Annotated in this window: 14 protein-coding genes; 13 read left to right on the plus strand and 1 reads right to left on the minus strand. The window is 53.5% G+C overall.

Features of this window, described 5'->3' with window-relative positions; all coding sequences use genetic code 11:
- Positions 1 to 12 precede the first annotated feature (12 nt).
- On the plus strand, positions 13 to 516 hold the full coding sequence (cheW, locus tag HV314_RS11090) for a chemotaxis protein CheW (protein WP_003034638.1): 504 nt from the start codon (positions 13 to 15) through the stop codon (positions 514 to 516).
- A gap of 75 nt (positions 517 to 591) precedes the next feature.
- On the opposite strand, the gene HV314_RS11095 is transcribed toward cheW, so the two are convergent.
- Entirely contained in the window at positions 592 to 1,851 is a 1,260-nt protein-coding gene (locus tag HV314_RS11095; protein WP_047358309.1) for a dicarboxylate/amino acid:cation symporter, read from the minus strand.
- 406 nt (positions 1,852 to 2,257) lie between these two features.
- Here HV314_RS11095 and tar point away from each other — a divergent pair, with 406 nt between their 5' ends.
- From tar to flhE, 12 genes are all read left to right on the plus strand, one after another.
- On the plus strand, positions 2,258 to 3,913 hold the full coding sequence (gene tar / locus HV314_RS11100; RefSeq protein WP_046275660.1) for a methyl-accepting chemotaxis protein II: 1,656 nt from the start codon (positions 2,258 to 2,260) through the stop codon (positions 3,911 to 3,913).
- Positions 3,914 to 3,956: 43 nt separating this feature from the next.
- A complete protein-coding gene (gene tap / locus HV314_RS11105; protein WP_046275661.1) occupies positions 3,957 to 5,558 on the plus strand; it encodes a methyl-accepting chemotaxis protein IV in 1,602 nt (533 codons plus the stop codon).
- Positions 5,559 to 5,577: 19 nt separating this feature from the next.
- Positions 5,578 to 6,450 (plus strand): protein-glutamate O-methyltransferase CheR, encoded by an 873-nt coding sequence (gene cheR, locus HV314_RS11110; protein WP_016153436.1) that lies wholly within the window; start codon positions 5,578 to 5,580, stop codon positions 6,448 to 6,450.
- The gene (locus HV314_RS11115) at positions 6,447 to 7,496 is read left to right on the plus strand and encodes a protein-glutamate methylesterase/protein-glutamine glutaminase (RefSeq protein WP_016153435.1); all 1,050 of its coding nucleotides are present in this window, start codon (positions 6,447 to 6,449) and stop codon (positions 7,494 to 7,496) included. Before cheR ends, HV314_RS11115 begins: the two co-directional genes overlap by 4 nt.
- 18 nt (positions 7,497 to 7,514) lie before the next feature.
- The gene (gene cheY / locus HV314_RS11120; protein WP_016153434.1) at positions 7,515 to 7,904 is read left to right on the plus strand and encodes a chemotaxis response regulator CheY; all 390 of its coding nucleotides are present in this window, start codon (positions 7,515 to 7,517) and stop codon (positions 7,902 to 7,904) included.
- Positions 7,905 to 7,917: 13 nt separating this feature from the next.
- Positions 7,918 to 8,562 carry a protein phosphatase CheZ gene (cheZ, locus tag HV314_RS11125; protein ID WP_029139578.1) on the plus strand — a complete coding sequence of 215 codons (645 nt, stop codon included), beginning with the start codon at positions 7,918 to 7,920 and terminating at the stop codon, positions 8,560 to 8,562.
- A gap of 486 nt (positions 8,563 to 9,048) precedes the next feature.
- Complete coding sequence (locus HV314_RS11130; protein ID WP_115190498.1) at positions 9,049 to 9,900, plus strand: helix-turn-helix domain-containing protein; 852 nt, start codon at positions 9,049 to 9,051, stop codon at positions 9,898 to 9,900.
- Between the two features lie 106 nt (positions 9,901 to 10,006).
- Positions 10,007 to 11,308, plus strand: coding sequence for an MFS transporter (locus tag HV314_RS11135; RefSeq protein WP_016156809.1), 1,302 nt, complete (start codon positions 10,007 to 10,009; stop codon positions 11,306 to 11,308).
- Positions 11,309 to 11,332: 24 nt separating this feature from the next.
- Complete coding sequence (locus HV314_RS11140) at positions 11,333 to 13,999, plus strand: alpha-L-rhamnosidase (protein ID WP_181548010.1); 2,667 nt, start codon at positions 11,333 to 11,335, stop codon at positions 13,997 to 13,999.
- 140 nt (positions 14,000 to 14,139) lie between these two features.
- The gene (gene flhB, locus HV314_RS11145; protein WP_016153429.1) at positions 14,140 to 15,291 is read left to right on the plus strand and encodes a flagellar biosynthesis protein FlhB; all 1,152 of its coding nucleotides are present in this window, start codon (positions 14,140 to 14,142) and stop codon (positions 15,289 to 15,291) included.
- Positions 15,284 to 17,362 (plus strand): flagellar biosynthesis protein FlhA, encoded by a 2,079-nt coding sequence (gene flhA / locus HV314_RS11150; RefSeq protein WP_016153428.1) that lies wholly within the window; start codon positions 15,284 to 15,286, stop codon positions 17,360 to 17,362. Before flhB ends, flhA begins: the two co-directional genes overlap by 8 nt.
- Complete coding sequence (flhE, locus tag HV314_RS11155) at positions 17,362 to 17,754, plus strand: flagellar protein FlhE (protein WP_016153427.1); 393 nt, start codon at positions 17,362 to 17,364, stop codon at positions 17,752 to 17,754. The genes flhA and flhE overlap by 1 nt, the downstream gene beginning before the upstream one ends.
- Positions 17,755 to 18,000 lie beyond the last annotated feature (246 nt).

The raw sequence follows: 18,000 nt of genomic DNA on the forward strand, positions 1-18,000 counted from the left end.
GAAGGGAATAATATGACCGGTATGAGTAATGTAACTAAACTGGCCGGCGAACCGTCAGGTCAGGAATTCCTCGTGTTTACGCTGGGGGATGAAGAGTACGGTATCGATATCCTGAAAGTGCAGGAAATCCGTGGGTACGATCAGGTGACGCGTATTGCTAACACGCCTGCGTTTATCAAAGGTGTCACCAATCTGCGCGGTGTGATTGTGCCGATTGTTGACCTGCGCGTGAAGTTTAGCCAGAGCGATGTGGATTACAACGAAAACACCGTGGTGATTGTGCTGAATCTGGGCCAGCGGGTGGTCGGGATTGTGGTCGATGGCGTCTCGGATGTGCTGTCGCTGACAACGGATCAAATCCGTCCGGCACCGGAATTTGCCGTAACGCTGTCGACGGAATACCTGACGGGACTGGGGGCGCTGGGTGACCGGATGCTGATTCTGGTTAACATTGAGAAGCTGCTCAATAGCGAAGAAATGGCGCTGCTGGATATTGCCGCCAGCCACGTCGCGTAACCGCTATACCGTACCCGGCCTACAATCATTGCTGTTGTAGGCCGGATACGCGTAGCGCATCCGGTAGATTTCCCTTTACGCTTCCCGCTCAACCAGCTCCGGTTCTTCTTCCAGTAAACCCTCATCTTGTGCCAGCATCGCCGTTGCAATCCCGTTACCTAATACGTTGATTGCTGAACGTCCCATATCCAGGAAGTGGTCAATACCCATCAGTAACAGAATCCCGGCAACCGGAATATTAAAGCTCGGAATGGTTGCTGCCAGCACCACCAGCGCAGAACGCGGCACGCCGGCAATCCCTTTTGACGCCAGCATCAGCGTCAGCATCAGGACGGTGATTTCTGCAAAGGAGAGGTGAATGTTATAGGCCTGCGCGATAAACATCGAGGCAAATGAACAGTAAACCATCGAGCCGACCAGGTTAAATGAATAACCGATAGGCAATACAAATGACACGATGTTGGGCGAGCAACCAAATTTGGTTAATTGCTCCAGCGTTTTCGGATAGGCGGCTTCCGAGCTGCTGGTAGTAAATGCGACCAGAACCGGATCTTTCAGCATGCTTACCAGGCGAAAAACCTCTTTTTTCAGCATGACATAACCCACCGCCAGCAGAACCAGGCAGGTCAGCAAAATAGCCACATAGTAGCCGCCGATGAACGACGCATAGTTAAGCAGGATCCCCAAACCCTGGGTGGAGATAACGGAGGAAATGGCGGCGAAAATGGCCAGCGGCGCAACGTACATCACGTAGCCAGTCACCTTAAGCATAATGTGGGAGACCACATCCAGCGCGGCAACCAGCGGGGCATTGAACTTCTCACCAAGGGAAGCGCCACCAATACCGAAGAACATCGAGAACACCACAATTTGCAGGATCTCATTGTTGGCCATCGCCCCAGCTATGCTGGTTGGGATGGTGTGAGTCAGGAAACCTTTCAGGCTCATGCCGCTCACGGCCAGGCCGGTATCAGTGGCTTCCAGCGGGATCGCCAGGTTCAGCCCGCTGCCGGGTTGCTCAAGAGAAACCACAAACAGACCGACCAGAATAGACAGTATGGAAGAGCTGATAAACCAGATCATCGCTTTGCCGCCTACGCGCCCGATGGTGGACGTTTCCCCCAGGCGCATAATACCAACGGTCAGGGTGCTGAATACTAAAGGTGCGATCACCATTTTAATCAGGCGCAAAAAGATGTCGGTGAGAAGCGTAATATTATCGGCCCAGGCGGTCACTACGCCGGGGGCGGCATAAGAGTGGATCACCGCCCCTGACAGGATCCCCGCCAACATGAAGATCACGATAAACAACGTGAGTTTGTTTGCATTTGCCACTAAAAAGCCCTCAGTAAGGATTTAACATTTATTGTTCGGTTACTCATTTTTTATATTTATTAATTGGTAACTAAGTATTCATCATATAAATTGAATTAAAGCGCCAGCTGATACAACTTTTTTTAATTTTTTATCCATTTTGTTGTGGTGCAGAGGATATGTATTTGTGATCTTGGTCACGAAATAATGACTATTTCATCCAATATGACCGCGCCCACAGATAAATTTGAATGTTATTCACATGATAATTGTGACGTTTTTATGTGAATGATTTGTGGTTGCCGTACACCCGTCTTCCCCTCCTTCCGCGAGGCTTCACGTCCCTTCAGGATTTCCTTTTCGCAAACGTAAAGTTATCTCAGCGACTGCCGATAACGTTGATAACTCGTTTTCAGGAAGGTGCCTTATGTTTAACCGTATCCGCGTTGTCACAATGCTGATGATGGTGCTGGGGGTTTTCGCACTGCTACAGCTTGTTTCCGGTGGTCTGTTGTTTTCTTCATTGCAGCAGAATCAGCAAAGTTTTGTTATTTCTAACGATCTTCGACAGCAGCAAAGTGAACTCACCTCAACATGGGATCTGATGCTGCAAACACGTATCAATTTAAGCCGTTCTTCTGCACGCATGATGATGGACGCGTCCAACCAGCAAAGCAGCGCGAAAAACGATCTGCTGAAGAATGCGAAAGCATCGTTGGCGCAGGCCGAAACACATTACGCAAAATTTAAAAACATCACACCGTTACCCGAGATGGCAGAAGCCAGCGGTAACGTTGAGGAGAAGTATCAGCAGTACCATGCGGCTTTAACAGAACTGGTTCAGTTTCTGGAGAACGGCAATATGGACGCCTATTTCGCGCAACCGACTCAGGGAATGCAAAACGCGCTCGGTGAGGCGCTGGGCAAGTACGCCAGCGTTAGCGAAAAACTTTACGCTCAGGCATTCGATAAAAGTGCGCGGGATTACCACTTCGCCCAATGGCAGCTTGGCGTGCTGGCCGTAGTGCTGGTGCTGATTCTGGTGGTGGTGTGGTACGGCATCCGCCATACCCTGCTTAATCCTCTGTCTCGCGTCATTGCCCATATTCGGGAAATCGCCAGCGGTAACCTGACCGCGACCCTGGCCGTCAGCGGTCGTAATGAAATCGGCGAGCTGGCCAGTACGGTTGATCATATGCAGCGCTCGCTGACGGAAACCGTCACCCTGGTGCGTGAAGGTTCTGATGCGATTTATTCCGGGACCAGCGAAATTGCCAGCGGGAACACCGACCTTTCATCTCGTACTGAACAGCAGGCCTCTGCGCTGGAAGAGACCGCAGCCAGCATGGAACAGTTGACCGCAACCGTGAAGCAAAATGCGGACAACGCGCGTCAGGCCTCGCAACTGGCGAAAAGCGCCTCCGATACCGCACAGCATGGCGGCAAAGTGGTTGATAGCGTGGTGAACACCATGCACGAAATCGCCGATAGCTCGAAGAAAATCGCCGACATCATCAGCGTTATTGATGGTATTGCTTTCCAAACCAACATTCTCGCACTGAACGCGGCGGTTGAAGCGGCGCGTGCCGGTGAACAAGGCCGTGGCTTTGCTGTGGTTGCGGGCGAAGTGCGTAATCTGGCAAGTCGCAGTGCGCAGGCAGCGAAAGAGATCAAAGCGTTGATTGAGGATTCGGTTTCCCGAGTGGATACCGGGTCCGTATTGGTAGAAAGCGCAGGCGAAACGATGAACGACATCGTAAATGCCGTAACGCGGGTGACCGACATTATGGGCGAGATTGCCTCGGCTTCCGACGAGCAAAGCCGGGGGATTGATCAGGTGGCGCTCGCGGTATCCGAGATGGATCGCGTTACGCAGCAGAACGCCTCGTTGGTACAGGAATCGGCTGCCGCTGCCGCTGCTCTTGAAGAACAGGCCAGCCGCCTGACGCAGTCGGTGTCGACTTTCCGCCTTGCGTCACGTCCGGCGTCGGCTAAGCCGCGCGATACACGATTACCTGCAACGGCGGCCGCATCCTATCCGCGCCAGAACAATGAGCAAGATACGAATTGGGAAACATTTTGACTGATAGTTAAACCGCGGCCAGTGCCGCCCAATGGGAGCGTTGATGTTTAATCGTATTCGAATTTCGACCACGCTGTTTTTGATTTTAATCCTCTGCGGTGTTTTGCAGATTGGCAGTAATGGCTTGTCCTTCTGGGCATTTCGGGACGGTTTTCAGAACCTGAATCAGGTCGAACGAAGTAATCAGCAACGCGCTGCGCTGGCCCAAACCCGCGCTGTGTTATTACAGGCCAGTACGGCCCTTAATAAGGCAGGGACGCTGACCGCCCTGAGCTATCCGCCAGAGGATATCAACACGCTGATGACCCTCGCACGTGATAGCCTGGCGCAGTCTGAATTGATGTTTAAACGCTTTATGGCGACATCGGATACGACGGCACAAGGGAAGGCGCTGTTTGGCGCAACGGAGAAAAGTTTCAGCCAGTGGCACAGCGCTCTCGCGCATCAGGCCACCTGGCTTGAAAACAATCAGTTGTCAGATTTTCTGACCGCGCCGGTGCAGGCTGCTCAGGATGCTTTTGATGCAAATGTGAATGCGTGGCAGAGCAACATCGATCGCGTGTTGCAAACGGCAGGAGAGCAGAGCCAGCGAAATTACCATATGTCGGGGGTGATTTTCGCCACCATGGTGGTACTGGCGGCACTGCTCACCAGCGGTGCGCTGTACTGGTCGCGCAAGATGATTGTCCAGCCGCTGGCGATCGTGGGCAGTCATTTCGACAGCATTGCCGCGGGTAATCTGGCCCGGCCGGTAGCGGTTTATGGGCGCAATGAGATCTCAGCTATTTTTGCCAGTCTGAAGAAAATGCAGCAGGCACTGCGTGAAACGGTAAGCGAAGTACGCCAGGGCAGCTCAGCCATGCATAGCGGCATTTCAGAAATCGCGATGGGTAATAACGATTTGTCTTCGCGCACTGAACAGCAGGCGGCCGCGCTGGCGCAAACGGCAGCCAGCATGGAACAACTGACCGCAACCGTAGGGCAGAATGCGGATAACGCGCGCCAGGCGTCAGGAATTGCCAAAAGTGCGGCAGATACAGCACATAAAGGCGGCGAACAGACGTCCCGGGTCGCCAGCACCATGCATGAGATTTCCGCGAGCTCGCAGAAAATTGGCGACATCATCGGCGTGATTGACAGCATTGCCTTTCAGACCAATATCCTCGCGCTGAATGCTGCGGTTGAGGCCGCTCGCGCGGGTGAGCAGGGGCGTGGTTTTGCCGTGGTTGCGGGCGAAGTGCGCAATCTGGCAAGCCGTAGCGCACAGGCGGCGAAAGAAATTAAGGGGCTCATTGAGGAGTCTGTCACCCGAGTGCATCAGGGCTCGCAGTTGGTTGATATGGCAGCGCGCACCATGACGGAAATTGTCAGCTCGGTTACCCGGGTTAACGACATCATGGGCGAGATTGCCTCTGCTTCTGATGAACAGCGCAGAGGCATCGAGCAGGTGGCGCAGGCCGTCAGCCAGATGGACTCTGTGACGCAGCAAAACGCCGGGCTGGTGGAAGAAGCCGCATCCGCCACCGGACAACTTGCCATGCAGGCCGATAATCTTTCTGCCTGTGTCGCATTTTTTAAGCTTGAAGAGCAAACCGTAGCAAAACAAGAATTGGCGCAGCCGCAGGTTGTGCCCGTTGTATCCTGAATGTGATTGAGAAGGCGCTATGACATCATCTCTGCCCCCTGGGCAAACGTCATTATTGTTACAGATGACACAGCGCCTCGCGCTGTCTGACGCGCATTTTCGTCGGATATGTCAATTAATCTACCAGCGTGCGGGGATCGTACTGGCCGACCATAAGCGGGACATGGTTTATAACCGCCTGGTCCGCCGTCTGCGAACCCTGGGACTGGATGACTTTGGTCGCTATCTCAGCATGCTGGAAGCTAACCAGAACAGTGCTGAGTGGCAGGCTTTTATTAACTCCCTGACCACCAATCTGACCGCATTTTTTCGCGAAGGGCATCATTTTCCAGTGCTGTCAGATCATGCTCGTCGGCGCAGCGGTGAATACCGTGTCTGGAGCGCGGCGGCGTCAACCGGAGAAGAGCCGTACAGCATTGCGATTACGCTCGCCGATACCTTAGGTATGGCTCCGGGCCGCTGGCGTGTTTTTGCCAGCGACATTGATACCGAAGTGCTGGAAAAAGCCAGAAGCGGCATCTACCGCCTTGATGAGCTAAAGACGCTGTCACCGCAGCAGCTACAGCGTTATTTCATGCGTGGCACCGGACCGCATGAAGGACTGGTACGCGTTCGGCAGGAACTGGCGGGGCATGTTGAATTTTCCAGCGTGAATTTACTGGATAAGCAGTACAACGTGCCAGGCCCCTTCGATGCCATATTTTGCCGTAACGTGATGATCTATTTTGATAAAACGACGCAGCAGGACATTTTGCACCGTTTTGTTCCACTTCTTAAACCAGATGGGCTGCTGTTTGCAGGTCATTCAGAAAACTTTAGCAACCTCGTGCGCGAGTTTAGCTTGCGTGGACAGACGGTGTATGCGCATGCGCCAGGTAAGGATAAAGCATGAGTAAAATCAGGGTTTTATCGGTTGATGATTCTGCACTGATGCGTCAAATCATGACCGAAATTATTAACAGCCACAGTGATATGGAAATGGTGGCGACGGCGCCGGATCCGTTGGTTGCCCGGGATTTAATCAAAAAATTCAATCCCGACGTCCTGACGCTGGATGTGGAAATGCCGCGCATGGACGGCCTCGACTTTCTTGAGAAACTGATGCGTCTGCGTCCGATGCCAGTGGTTATGGTCTCTTCGCTGACCGGTAAAGGTTCTGAGGTCACGCTGCGGGCGCTGGAGTTGGGGGCGATTGATTTTGTCACCAAACCACAGTTGGGGATCCGTGAAGGGATGTTGGCCTACAGCGAAATGATCGCTGAGAAGATCCGCACCGCGTCGCGGGCAAAACTGGCGGCCCACAAACCCATGACGGCACAGGTGACCTTGAAAGCGGGGCCGTTACTCAGTTCTGAAAAACTGCTGGCGATTGGCGCCTCAACCGGAGGAACAGAGGCAATTCGCCATGTACTCCAGCCATTGCCGCTTTCAAGTCCCGGTATTCTTATTACCCAGCATATGCCGCCAGGATTTACCCGCTCATTCGCCGAGCGTCTGAACAAACTGTGTCAGATCACCGTGAAAGAGGCTGAAGACGGGGAGCGCGTGCTCCCAGGGCATGCGTATATCGCCCCTGGTGACAAGCATATGGAACTGGCGCGCAGCGGGGCGAACTACCAGATCAAAATTCATGATGGTCCACCGGTTAACCGGCATCGGCCTTCAGTGGATGTGCTGTTCCATTCGGTGGCAAAACATGCGGGGCGTAATGCCGTGGGAGTGATCCTGACGGGTATGGGCAACGATGGCGCCGCCGGAATGTTAGCGATGAACCAGGCGGGTGCCTGGACCATTGCGCAAAACGAAGCAAGTTGTGTGGTGTTCGGCATGCCGCGCGAGGCCATCAATATGGGTGGCGTAAGCGAAGTGGTCGATCTTAGCCAGGTAAGCCAGCAAATGCTGGCGAAAATCAGTGCCGGACAGGCAATACGTATTTGAATCAGGAGTTTATTTTTTATGGCGGATAAAGAGCTTAAGTTTTTGGTTGTGGATGACTTTTCCACCATGCGTCGCATCGTGCGTAACCTGCTCAAAGAACTGGGTTTCAACAATGTTGAAGAGGCTGAAGACGGCGTGGACGCGCTGAATAAGCTGCAGGCTGGGGGATTTGGTTTTGTCATTTCCGACTGGAATATGCCGAACATGGATGGCCTGGAACTGCTGAAAACCATTCGTGCTGATGGCGGAATGTCCGCCCTGCCGGTGCTGATGGTTACGGCGGAAGCGAAGAAAGAGAATATCATTGCGGCGGCACAGGCTGGCGCCAGTGGTTATGTCGTGAAACCGTTCACGGCGGCGACGCTAGAAGAGAAACTCAATAAAATCTTTGAGAAACTGGGCATGTGAGGGTGTGATAATGATGATGCAACCACAAATTAAACCTGCTGACGAACATTCAGCCGGGGACATCATCGCGCGCATCGGCAGTTTGACCCGAATGCTGCGCGACAGCCTGCGTGAACTGGGGCTGGATCAGGCTATTGCCGAAGCGGCAGAAGCGATTCCCGATGCCCGCGATCGTCTCGATTACGTTGTGCAGATGACCGCACAGGCGGCAGAGCGCGCGTTGAACAGTGTGGAAGCTTCGCAGCCGCACCAGGACGCGATGGAAAAAGGGGCCAAAGACCTGACCAAACGCTGGGATGAATGGTTCGAAAATCCGATCGAGCTGTCTGACGCCCGTGAACTGGTCACCGATACCCGCCAGTTCCTGGGTGATGTGCCAGGGCATACCAGCTTTACTAACGCTCAACTGCTGGACATCATGATGGCGCAGGATTTCCAGGACCTCACCGGTCAGGTCATCAAGCGCATGATGGATGTTATCCAGGAGATTGAACGTCAGCTGCTGATGGTTCTGCTGGAAAACATTCCAGAGCAGGGCGCTCGTCCAAAACGTGAAAACGAAAGCTTGCTTAACGGCCCGCAGGTTGACACCTCAAAAGCCGGCGTGGTGGCAAGTCAGGATCAGGTTGACGACCTGCTGGATAGCCTCGGGTTCTGATCCGTAGCGTTTTTATTTGCTGGCCCGGCAGGCGCTCGCCGCCGGGCATTCTAACCGATAACGGCTTGTGCGTTATCCGGCCTACAGATACCTATCGTTCTCTTTATTTACTATCCATTTTTACGGTGACGTTGCCAGAACGGGTTCGAACGCTGCATACCGAGCGCTGCGCTTTTGTGGATCCCGCAGGGTTATTGGGCCGCCAGTCGGGACAATGTGCCCTGCACTATGATTCGTATCCGGTTGAATGCCTGGATGAAGTGGGTTCATCTGCACGGCGTATATCCTCTTTTTTATGCCATAACTTGGCGGTTATTTGCCGAAATGATGCTGAGGTCACAGCAGGTTACGCCTGAGTGACAGTGCGATATATAGACTTGTCATAATAATTGCAGTTAAATGGTTATCGGTGCAAGGCAATATATTATGTCAGTAGGTTATTTATCGATATCCCGAGTGTTTTACTCGAATAGCGGCGGGGGAGATATGCGAATTTTACGTGAGAATGATTTTTTTCATTCAGAGCAACATGCGTTTTGTCTTTTTTCGATGAATAACCAATTAATGGAAGGTGTGCACGGGCATGATTTTGATGAACTGGTGATTGTCCGTAGCGGTAGCGGGTTTCATATTATTAATGACTTGGTTCGTTTTATCTGTCAGGGTGACTTTTTTTTAGTGACCGCTAACGATACCCATAGTTATGTTTCAACTAATAATCTGTCGGTTATTAATATATTGATTCGTCGCCCGCGCAGTTTTCATTTTTTACAGCACATTGATAATTTGCTCGATTGTATAAAAGAAAAACTTCTACAGCCTACCGCGCTGGCGTTAACTCAGGGAGCGCTGGCGCGTATTGAGGTATTGAGCCAGGAGATAATCTCACGTAACGAGAGTAACTATGACGTGCTCTATTTTTCATTGTGTGAAGTCGCTTTGCTGAACATCATCAACACGCTTTGCCAGTGCGACCGCCAGACCGAGGCGCTTAGCCCTGATGAGCGAGGGCGAGCCAACCTGATCCGTATGCTCAAGACCAGTAGCTTGCGTCATTTGGACTGGAATGTGTTGAGTGATGATAACGGTGTCGCCAGGCGCACGATGTATCGCTTAATTAAGCGAGTGACCGGTTATACTCCGGTTAAATTCCAGATGTTGTATCGTGTATTAAAAGCTCAAGAATTACTGCGCACTACGGATAAAACCATCAGTGAAATTGCGGCACGTTGTGGTTTTATGAATGCGATCAGGTTGACTGAATCGTACCGACGGTATTTTCATTATCCTCCAACCCATGAACGTGAACTTCATTCACGAGTTTTAATAGCTATTTAATTGTTAGGTTAATAACAATAAAAAATTATTACTACTATCCATCGTGACGGGGATAGGCCATACGCTTATTTCTCGCCTTACTATCTGTAAATTTAAGGGAATCGTTATGTCAAAAAATAAAACACCTAACCCCTGGTATATTGGGGTGGTGTCTGGAATGGCATCATATATTGATTCGGCGGCTATTGTTTCCAGTGGTACAGCCTTAGTCATTTATCAAAAAACAATGGGTATTACTGCACTACAAATTGGCATTTTATCTGGATTATTAACGCTGAGTATTGCCGCTGGGGCTTTTGGTGGCGGTCGTCTTGGAGACCGTATTGGTCGTCGTAATGTTTTTATTATTACGATGGCGATGATTTTTATCGGCACGCTGGCGCTGGCCTTTGGTTTGAACTTCCCGTTCCTGGTGCTGGGCACACTCTTGGTGGGGCTGGCGACAGGGGCTGATTTACCTGTCTCTCTGGCGACTATCTCCGAAGCGGCGAACGATGAAAACCGCGGCAAGATTATCGGCTTGTCCAATTTACTCTGGCTGGTGGGAATTGGCGCCACGATGGGGATCTCCGCTATCGTCGGCGACTGGGGGCTGATTGGCGCGCAAATCATGTATATGCACGTTGGGCTGGTGGCGGTTGTGCTGATGATCCTGCGTTGGTCTATCCCTGAGTCGCCACTGTGGTTGGCGGCAAAGGATGAACTGCGTCGTGGCATCGCCACCGTGCGGGCGCAGAAAACTGGCTGGCGCGATCTGCTCGAAGGCAAATACCTGTGGCCGTTTATCTCGCTGTGCATCTTTTATACCTTCACCAATCTGGCGGCCAATACCGGCGGGCAGTTTGGGGCTTATGTAGCGGTAAATGTGGTGGGCATTTCCGTCAGCACGCACTCGCTGTGGGGGCTGTTGATTCTGCCAGTGAGCGTGGCGTCTGGGTTGATGTTTATGCGCGTCGTTGATACCTCAAAACGGGTTCCATTCTTTATTTTTGGCGCGGTGATGATGTCCGGTGGTTATTTCGTGCCGGTACTGTTTAATTTCTCGCCGCTCTCCTGGTTCTGCTGCCTGCTGTTTACCAATATCGGCACAGGATTTGCCTTCGAAGGCATCATGAAAGTGTGGGCGCAAGAGTCATTCCCCACCATGCTACGCGCCACCGCGCAAGGGGTGATTGTCGGTGTCGCCCGTCTGACCTGCGGCTTGTTGGCGTTCGTCACTCCTGTGCTGTTGAGCGCGGGGCCAGTGGTTCTTTATTGCCTGCTGACGGCGATTGTGGCGATAGGCATGGTTATCGGCTGGCTGTGCTTCCACGGCAAGCAACGTAATGAATTTAATGCAGAAACAGAAATGGTGGCGACGCCTGATAACGGACAGGCGTCGCACGATACTTTGCGGGCCAAAGCCTGAATATGAGCCACTGAGGGAAAAATTATGTTGGCAGTAGAAAAGATTACGCTCAACTATGAAACCACGCTGACGGGCTGCGAAACGTTGCCGGTTTTCGGCTGGATAATCACCAGCACCTTGCGCAATGTACAGCAGCGTAGCTGGCGTTTGCAGCTGTCGGCGCAAGAAGATTTTGCCCAATGCGTGTTTGACAGCGGCGAAATGCACGATGACCGCTCCAGTAATATAGAATTGCCCGACGTCGCCTGCCAGCACTCGACGCGCTATTTTGTGCGGGTGCATATTACCGACAACCACGGTGAAGAGAGCGGCTGGAGCCCGGCGGCAACGTTTATTACCGGCCTGCCAGCGCAAGCGTGGCAAGGGGTGTTTATCTCGGCTGAAACGCCGCAGGATAAAGACAACTCGAAAGGCACGTTGTTGCGCCATGCGTTCAGTTTGTCCGACGGTGATGACATTGTTTCGGCGGTGGTACATGCCAGCGCGCTGGGGTTGTACCAACTGTGGATCAACGGCGAAAAAGTCGGGCGTGATGAGTTATCGCCCGGATGGACGAGTTACCACCACCATCTGTTGTATCAAACCTGGGATGTGACCGAGCACCTGCGAGAAGGCGAAAACGTGATTGGCGCGATGGTGGGGGCGGGTTGGTATAAAGGGGATATGAGCTTCAACCGCTATCGCAACTATTACGGCCAGCAGACGGGGTTTATTTGCCATATGGTGGTGACGCACCGCGATGGTAGCCAGCGGGTAATCGCCACGGATGCACAGTGGCAGGGCTGCGATGACGCGATTTTGTTTGCTGAAATTTATGATGGCGAAGTGTATGACGCACGTCGGGAGCAGCGCGGCTGGAGCGAGCCTGCGTTTAGCGCCGGGCATTGGCGTGCGGTGACGACGCTTGCGGCAGAGACGTCGGTGCTGCAACCGCAAACGGCCTGCCCGGTACAAGAAATAGAACGGCTTGCGCCGTGCTCAATCATCACGACGCCAAAAGGCGAGACGGTGCTTGATTTTGGCCAGAACCTCAGCGGCTGGGTGGAGTTTCGGGTGCGCGGTGCGGCAGGTGAGCGCGTGGTGCTGCGCCATTTTGAAGTGCTGGATGCCGAAGGCAATGTTTATCTGGCGAACCTGCGCACCGCCAAACAGTGCATTGATTACACCTTACGCGGCGAGGGCGAAGAATGTTTTCACCCGCATTTTACCTTTCAGGGTTTCCGTTATGTGCTGATTGAACGTTGGCCTGGCACGCCGACGCGGGATGATTTTGTCGCGGTCGTGCTGCATTCCGCGATGACGCCGACGGGTCACATTGAAACCTCAAACGCGGATCTCAACCAACTGCATCACAACATCATGTGGGGGCTTAAGGGCAATTTCGTCGATATCCCAACCGACTGCCCGCAGCGCGATGAACGTCTGGGATGGACGGGCGATGCGCAAATTTTCTGCCGCACCGCCAGTTATCTGATGCAGACGCGCACTTTTTTTGCCAAATGGCTGACCGATCTTCAGCATGACCAAACGCCGGAGGGCGGTGTGCCGCACGTCATCCCCGATATCCTCACCGGCAAATGCGACAACGACCGCTTTTTATCCCACGGGCGCACCCATTCCGCCGCCGCCTGGGCCGATGCGGCGGTGATTAACCCGTGGACGCTGTACCTGATGTATGGCGATAAACAGACGCTGGCCCGCCAGTACGGCAGTATGAAAGCCTGGGTGGAGTTTATGCATGACAACGCTGTTGAGAACCAGTGGTCGTGGAAACTGCAGTTTGGCGATTGGGTTGCGCTGGATGCCAAAGAGGGTAGCTATTTTGGCGCAACGCCGAATGAACTGACCTGCATGGCCTACTATGCGTTGTCCACGCTGTTGCTGGCGAAATCAGCCAAAGCACTGGGAAATGACGTTGACCACACTCATTATCAGGCGCTGCATACCGCGATTGTCGAAAGCTTCCGCAATGAGTTTTTTACCGCCACCGGGCGGCTGGCGGCGCGCACGCAAACGGCGCATATTCTGGCGCTTTACTTCCAGTTAGTGCCGGACGCGCACCGCGAGCGCACCGTGCAAACGCTGCTGGAACTGCTGGCGGAAAATGACGGTCATCTGGTGACGGGGTTTGTCGGCACCCCCTATTTCTGTCACGCATTGAGCGAAAACGGGCAGGCCGACGCGGCGTGGCAATTACTGATGAAAGAGGACTTCCCAAGCTGGTTGTATCAGGTAAAAGCTGGGGCGACGACGATTTGGGAACACTGGGATGGCGTGAAACCGGATGGCACAATGTGGAGCCCGGACATGAACTCTTTCAACCATTATGCCTACGGGGCGATCGGTGAATGGCTGTATCGCGTGGCGGCGGGAATAAATACCGAAGAACACGCGCCGGGATTTAAATCTTCGGTACTGCGGCCTATTCCGGGCGGTGGCCTGACATGGCTGAAAGCGCGATACGGCTCGGTATATGGTGATATTGCCGTCCACTGGATGCAGGAACCGGCGCGCGATGGCTTACAGTCCATCACCCTTGAGGTAGATATTCCGCCGAATACTCACTCAATGGTGATCCTTGATGGCGCACAAACGCTGCTCGATACCGATGGCCTCGACTTCGCGCCAGTAGACGGCGGTTATAGCGCGCAGGTGGGATCGGGCCATTATCGCGTTATCTGGCAGCGCTAACCGCGTGGTTGTCACGGCAGCGTTCGCGCTGTCGTGACAAACGAACGCTCGAATTCCTCTGTTTTCGTTTCGCTATTCGACGCATTGGCAATGGTTGCGGTCGCGATAATACTCGTGACCGTGACGACGAGAGTAATGCCGTGGCAGAAGAAAGCGACGACGACAAAACAGAAGCCCCCACACCCCACCGACTTGAAAAAGCACGGGAAGAAGGGCAAGTCCCCCGATCCAAAGAGCTGACCTCACTGCTTATTTTGCTGGTGGGCGTGTGCATTATCTGGATTGGCGGGGAGTCGCTTGCCCGCAGACTGGCCGGTATGCTGTCGGCCGGATTACGTTTTGACCACAGTATGGTCAATGACCCTAACCTGATCCTCAGCCAAATCATCCTGCTGATTAAAGACGCGATGATTGCGCTGTTACCGTTGATTACCGGCGTCGTTCTGGTGGCATTAATCTCCCCGGTGATGCTTGGCGGCTTGATTTTCAGCGGTAAATCTCTGCAGCCCAAGTTTTCTAAGCTGAATCCGTTGCCGGGCATTAAACGCATGTTTTCAGCGCAAACCGGAGCGGAACTGCTCAAAGCGATACTGAAATCCACGCTGGTGGGGAGCGTGGCCGGATTTTATCTCTGGCATAACTGGCCGGCGATGATGCGTTTGATGGCGGAGTCGCCGATTACGGCGATGGGCAACGCTCTGGATTTAGTTGGCATGTGCGCGCTGTTGGTGGTGCTTGGCGTTATTCCGATGGTGGGGTTCGACGTTTTTTTCCAGATTTACAGCCATCTGAAAAAGCTGCGCATGTCGCGTCAGGATATTCGTGACGAATTTAAGCAAAGCGAAGGCGACCCGCACGTTAAGGGCAAAATACGCCAAATGCAGCGCGCGGCCGCGCAGCGTCGCATGATGGCGGATGTGCCGAAAGCGGACGTGATTGTTACCAACCCCACGCACTATTCGGTGGCGTTGAAGTATGACGAGAACAAAATGAGCGCGCCGAAAGTTGTTGCCAAAGGCGCGGGGCTGGTGGCGCTGCGCATTCGTGAGATTGGCGCTGAACATCGAGTCCCTACGTTAGAAGCGCCGCCGCTGGCGCGTGCGCTATACCGTCATGCTGAGATTGGTCAACAAATACCGGGTCAATTATATGCCGCCGTTGCCGAAGTGCTGGCATGGGTATGGCAGCTAAAACGCTGGCGTCTCGCCGGCGGCAAGCGTCCACCACAACCTGAAAACCTTCCGGTGCCTGAAGCACTGGATTTCATGAACGAGAAGAATACTGATGGCTAATCTGGTCGCGATGTTGCGTTTGCCCAGCAACCTGAAATCCACGCAACTGCAAATCCTTGCCGGACCGATCCTTATCCTGCTGATCCTGTCGATGATGGTGTTGCCGTTGCCGGCTTTCGTCCTCGATTTGCTGTTCACGTTTAACATTGCGCTGTCGATCATGGTGCTGCTGGTGGCGATGTTCACCCAGCGTACGCTGGAGTTTGCCGCATTCCCGACGATTTTGCTGTTTACCACATTATTACGCCTCGCCCTGAACGTTGCGTCGACGCGTATCATTTTAATGGAAGGACATACCGGCGCGGCGGCGGCGGGAAAGGTGGTTGAAGCTTTTGGTCACTTCCTGGTGGGCGGTAACTTTGCGATCGGTATCGTGGTCTTCGTTATTCTCGTCATTATCAACTTTATGGTTATCACCAAAGGTGCCGGACGTATCGCCGAGGTTGGCGCGCGCTTCGTGCTGGATGGTATGCCCGGCAAGCAAATGGCGATTGATGCGGATTTGAATGCGGGTCTGATTGGCGAAGATGAAGCCAAAAAACGGCGCTCGGAGGTGACGCAGGAAGCGGATTTCTACGGCTCTATGGACGGTGCGAGTAAATTCGTACGTGGAGATGCCATCGCCGGTATTTTGATCATGGTGATCAACGTGGTCGGCGGTCTGTTAGTCGGGGTGTTGCAGCATGGTATGAGCATGGGTAGCGCAGCGGAAAGTTATACCCTGCTGACCATCGGTGACGGGCTGGTGGCGCAAATTCCTGCGCTGGTAATCTCCACCGCGGCGGGGGTTATCGTGACCCGCGTGAGTACCGACCAGGATGTAGGCGAACAGATGGTGACCCAACTGTTCAGTAATCCTAGTGTCATGCTGCTTAGTGCGGCGGTGCTTGGTCTTTTGGGTCTGGTTCCGGGGATGCCGAACCTGGTGTTTTTGATGTTTACCGCCGCGTTACTGGGTCTGGCCTGGTGGATGCGTGGTCGTGAGCAAAAAGCTCCCGATGAGCCGCAGCCGGTGAAAATGCCGGAAAACAACTCCGTGGTGGAAGCAACATGGAATGACGTACAGCTGGAGGATTCCCTGGGGATGGAGGTAGGCTACCGCCTGATCCCAATGGTGGACTTTCAGCAAGATGGCGAGTTGCTGGGGCGAATTCGCAGTATTCGTAAGAAATTTGCCCAGGATATGGGTTTTCTGCCGCCGGTGGTACATATCCGCGACAATATGGATCTGCAGCCGGCCCGCTATCGTATTTTGATGAAAGGGGTGGAAATTGGCAGCGGTGACGCCTATCCGGGACGCTGGCTGGCCATTAACCCTGGTACTGCCGCCGGGTCACTGCCGGGCGAGAAAACGGTCGATCCGGCTTTCGGTCTGGACGCTATCTGGATTGAAAGCGCATTGAAGGAACAGGCGCAGATTCAGGGCTTTACGGTTGTTGAAGCCAGTACCGTTGTCGCCACGCACCTTAATCACCTGATTGGGCAGTTCGCTGCTGAGCTGTTTGGCCGTCAGGAGGCGCAACAGCTACTGGACCGCGTTTCGCAGGAGATGCCAAAACTGACAGAAGACCTGGTTCCGGGCGTCGTGACGCTCACTACGCTGCATAAAGTGCTGCAGAACTTACTGGATGAGAAAGTACCGATTCGCGATATGCGCACCATTCTCGAAACGCTGGCTGAACATGCACCGCTGCAAAACGATCCGCATGAGCTTACCGCGGTGGTACGTGTTGCGTTGGGACGCGCCATCACTCAGCAGTGGTTCCCGGGTAATGAAGAGGTTCAGGTTATCGGCCTTGATACCCCGCTCGAACGTTTGCTTCTGCAGGCGCTGCAGGGCGGCGGCGGTCTGGAGCCGGGTCTTGCAGACCGACTGCTGGCCCAGACTCAGGAAGCGCTGTCCCGTCAGGAAATGTTGGGTGCGCCGCCGGTCTTGTTGGTTAACCACGCGTTGCGTCCATTACTGGCACGCTTTTTACGTCGCAGCATTCCGCAACTGGTGGTGTTATCGAACATGGAGCTGTCTGACAACCGCCATATCCGTATGACGGCGACTATTGGAGGTAAGTAATGCGTAAATTACTGTGGTTGTTGTTTTTTCCTCTGGTAGCGCAGGCTGCCGGAGAAGGCGCCTGGCAGGCCAGCGGTATGGGGATTACTTTAAATCACCGCGGCCAGTCAGCCTCGTCTTCACCTCTGACGCCCAGCCAGCCGGTCTCGGGGTTGATGACGCTGGTGGCCTGGCGCTATGAGCTCAATGGCCCAACGCCTGCGGGTTTACGGGTACGTTTATGTTCCCAGTCCCGCTGTGTTGAGCTGGACGGGCAAAGCGGGACCACCAACGGATTCAATAATGTTCCCGCCATCGAACCGATGCATTTTGTCTGGGAAGTACCCGGTGGCGGTCGCCTGATCCCCGCCTTACAGGTTCAGAGCAATCAGGTGATTGTGAACTATCGTTAACGCCTCCCTTCATTCCGGCCAGCAGCAGAAACTGCTGGCTGCTTCGCAATTCTAGTCCGCCTCTTTGATTAAATAGAAACACTGTTTTATAAAATAGGTGACATACGTTGCCGGACTCTTTGTGCTGTTGCCATTTCACGAATACCCCTGGCAAAAATAGAAAGGTTTCACTTGCTGTTAGCTTTTACTGTGGCCCTGTAAGGAGGCCCAATGTCAAAGCGAGGATTGCGGGGCCTCCCAATAATG

This window comes from Citrobacter sp. RHBSTW-00887 (assembly GCF_013728095.1).
Taxonomy (GTDB): Bacteria; Pseudomonadota; Gammaproteobacteria; order Enterobacterales; family Enterobacteriaceae; genus Citrobacter; species Citrobacter braakii.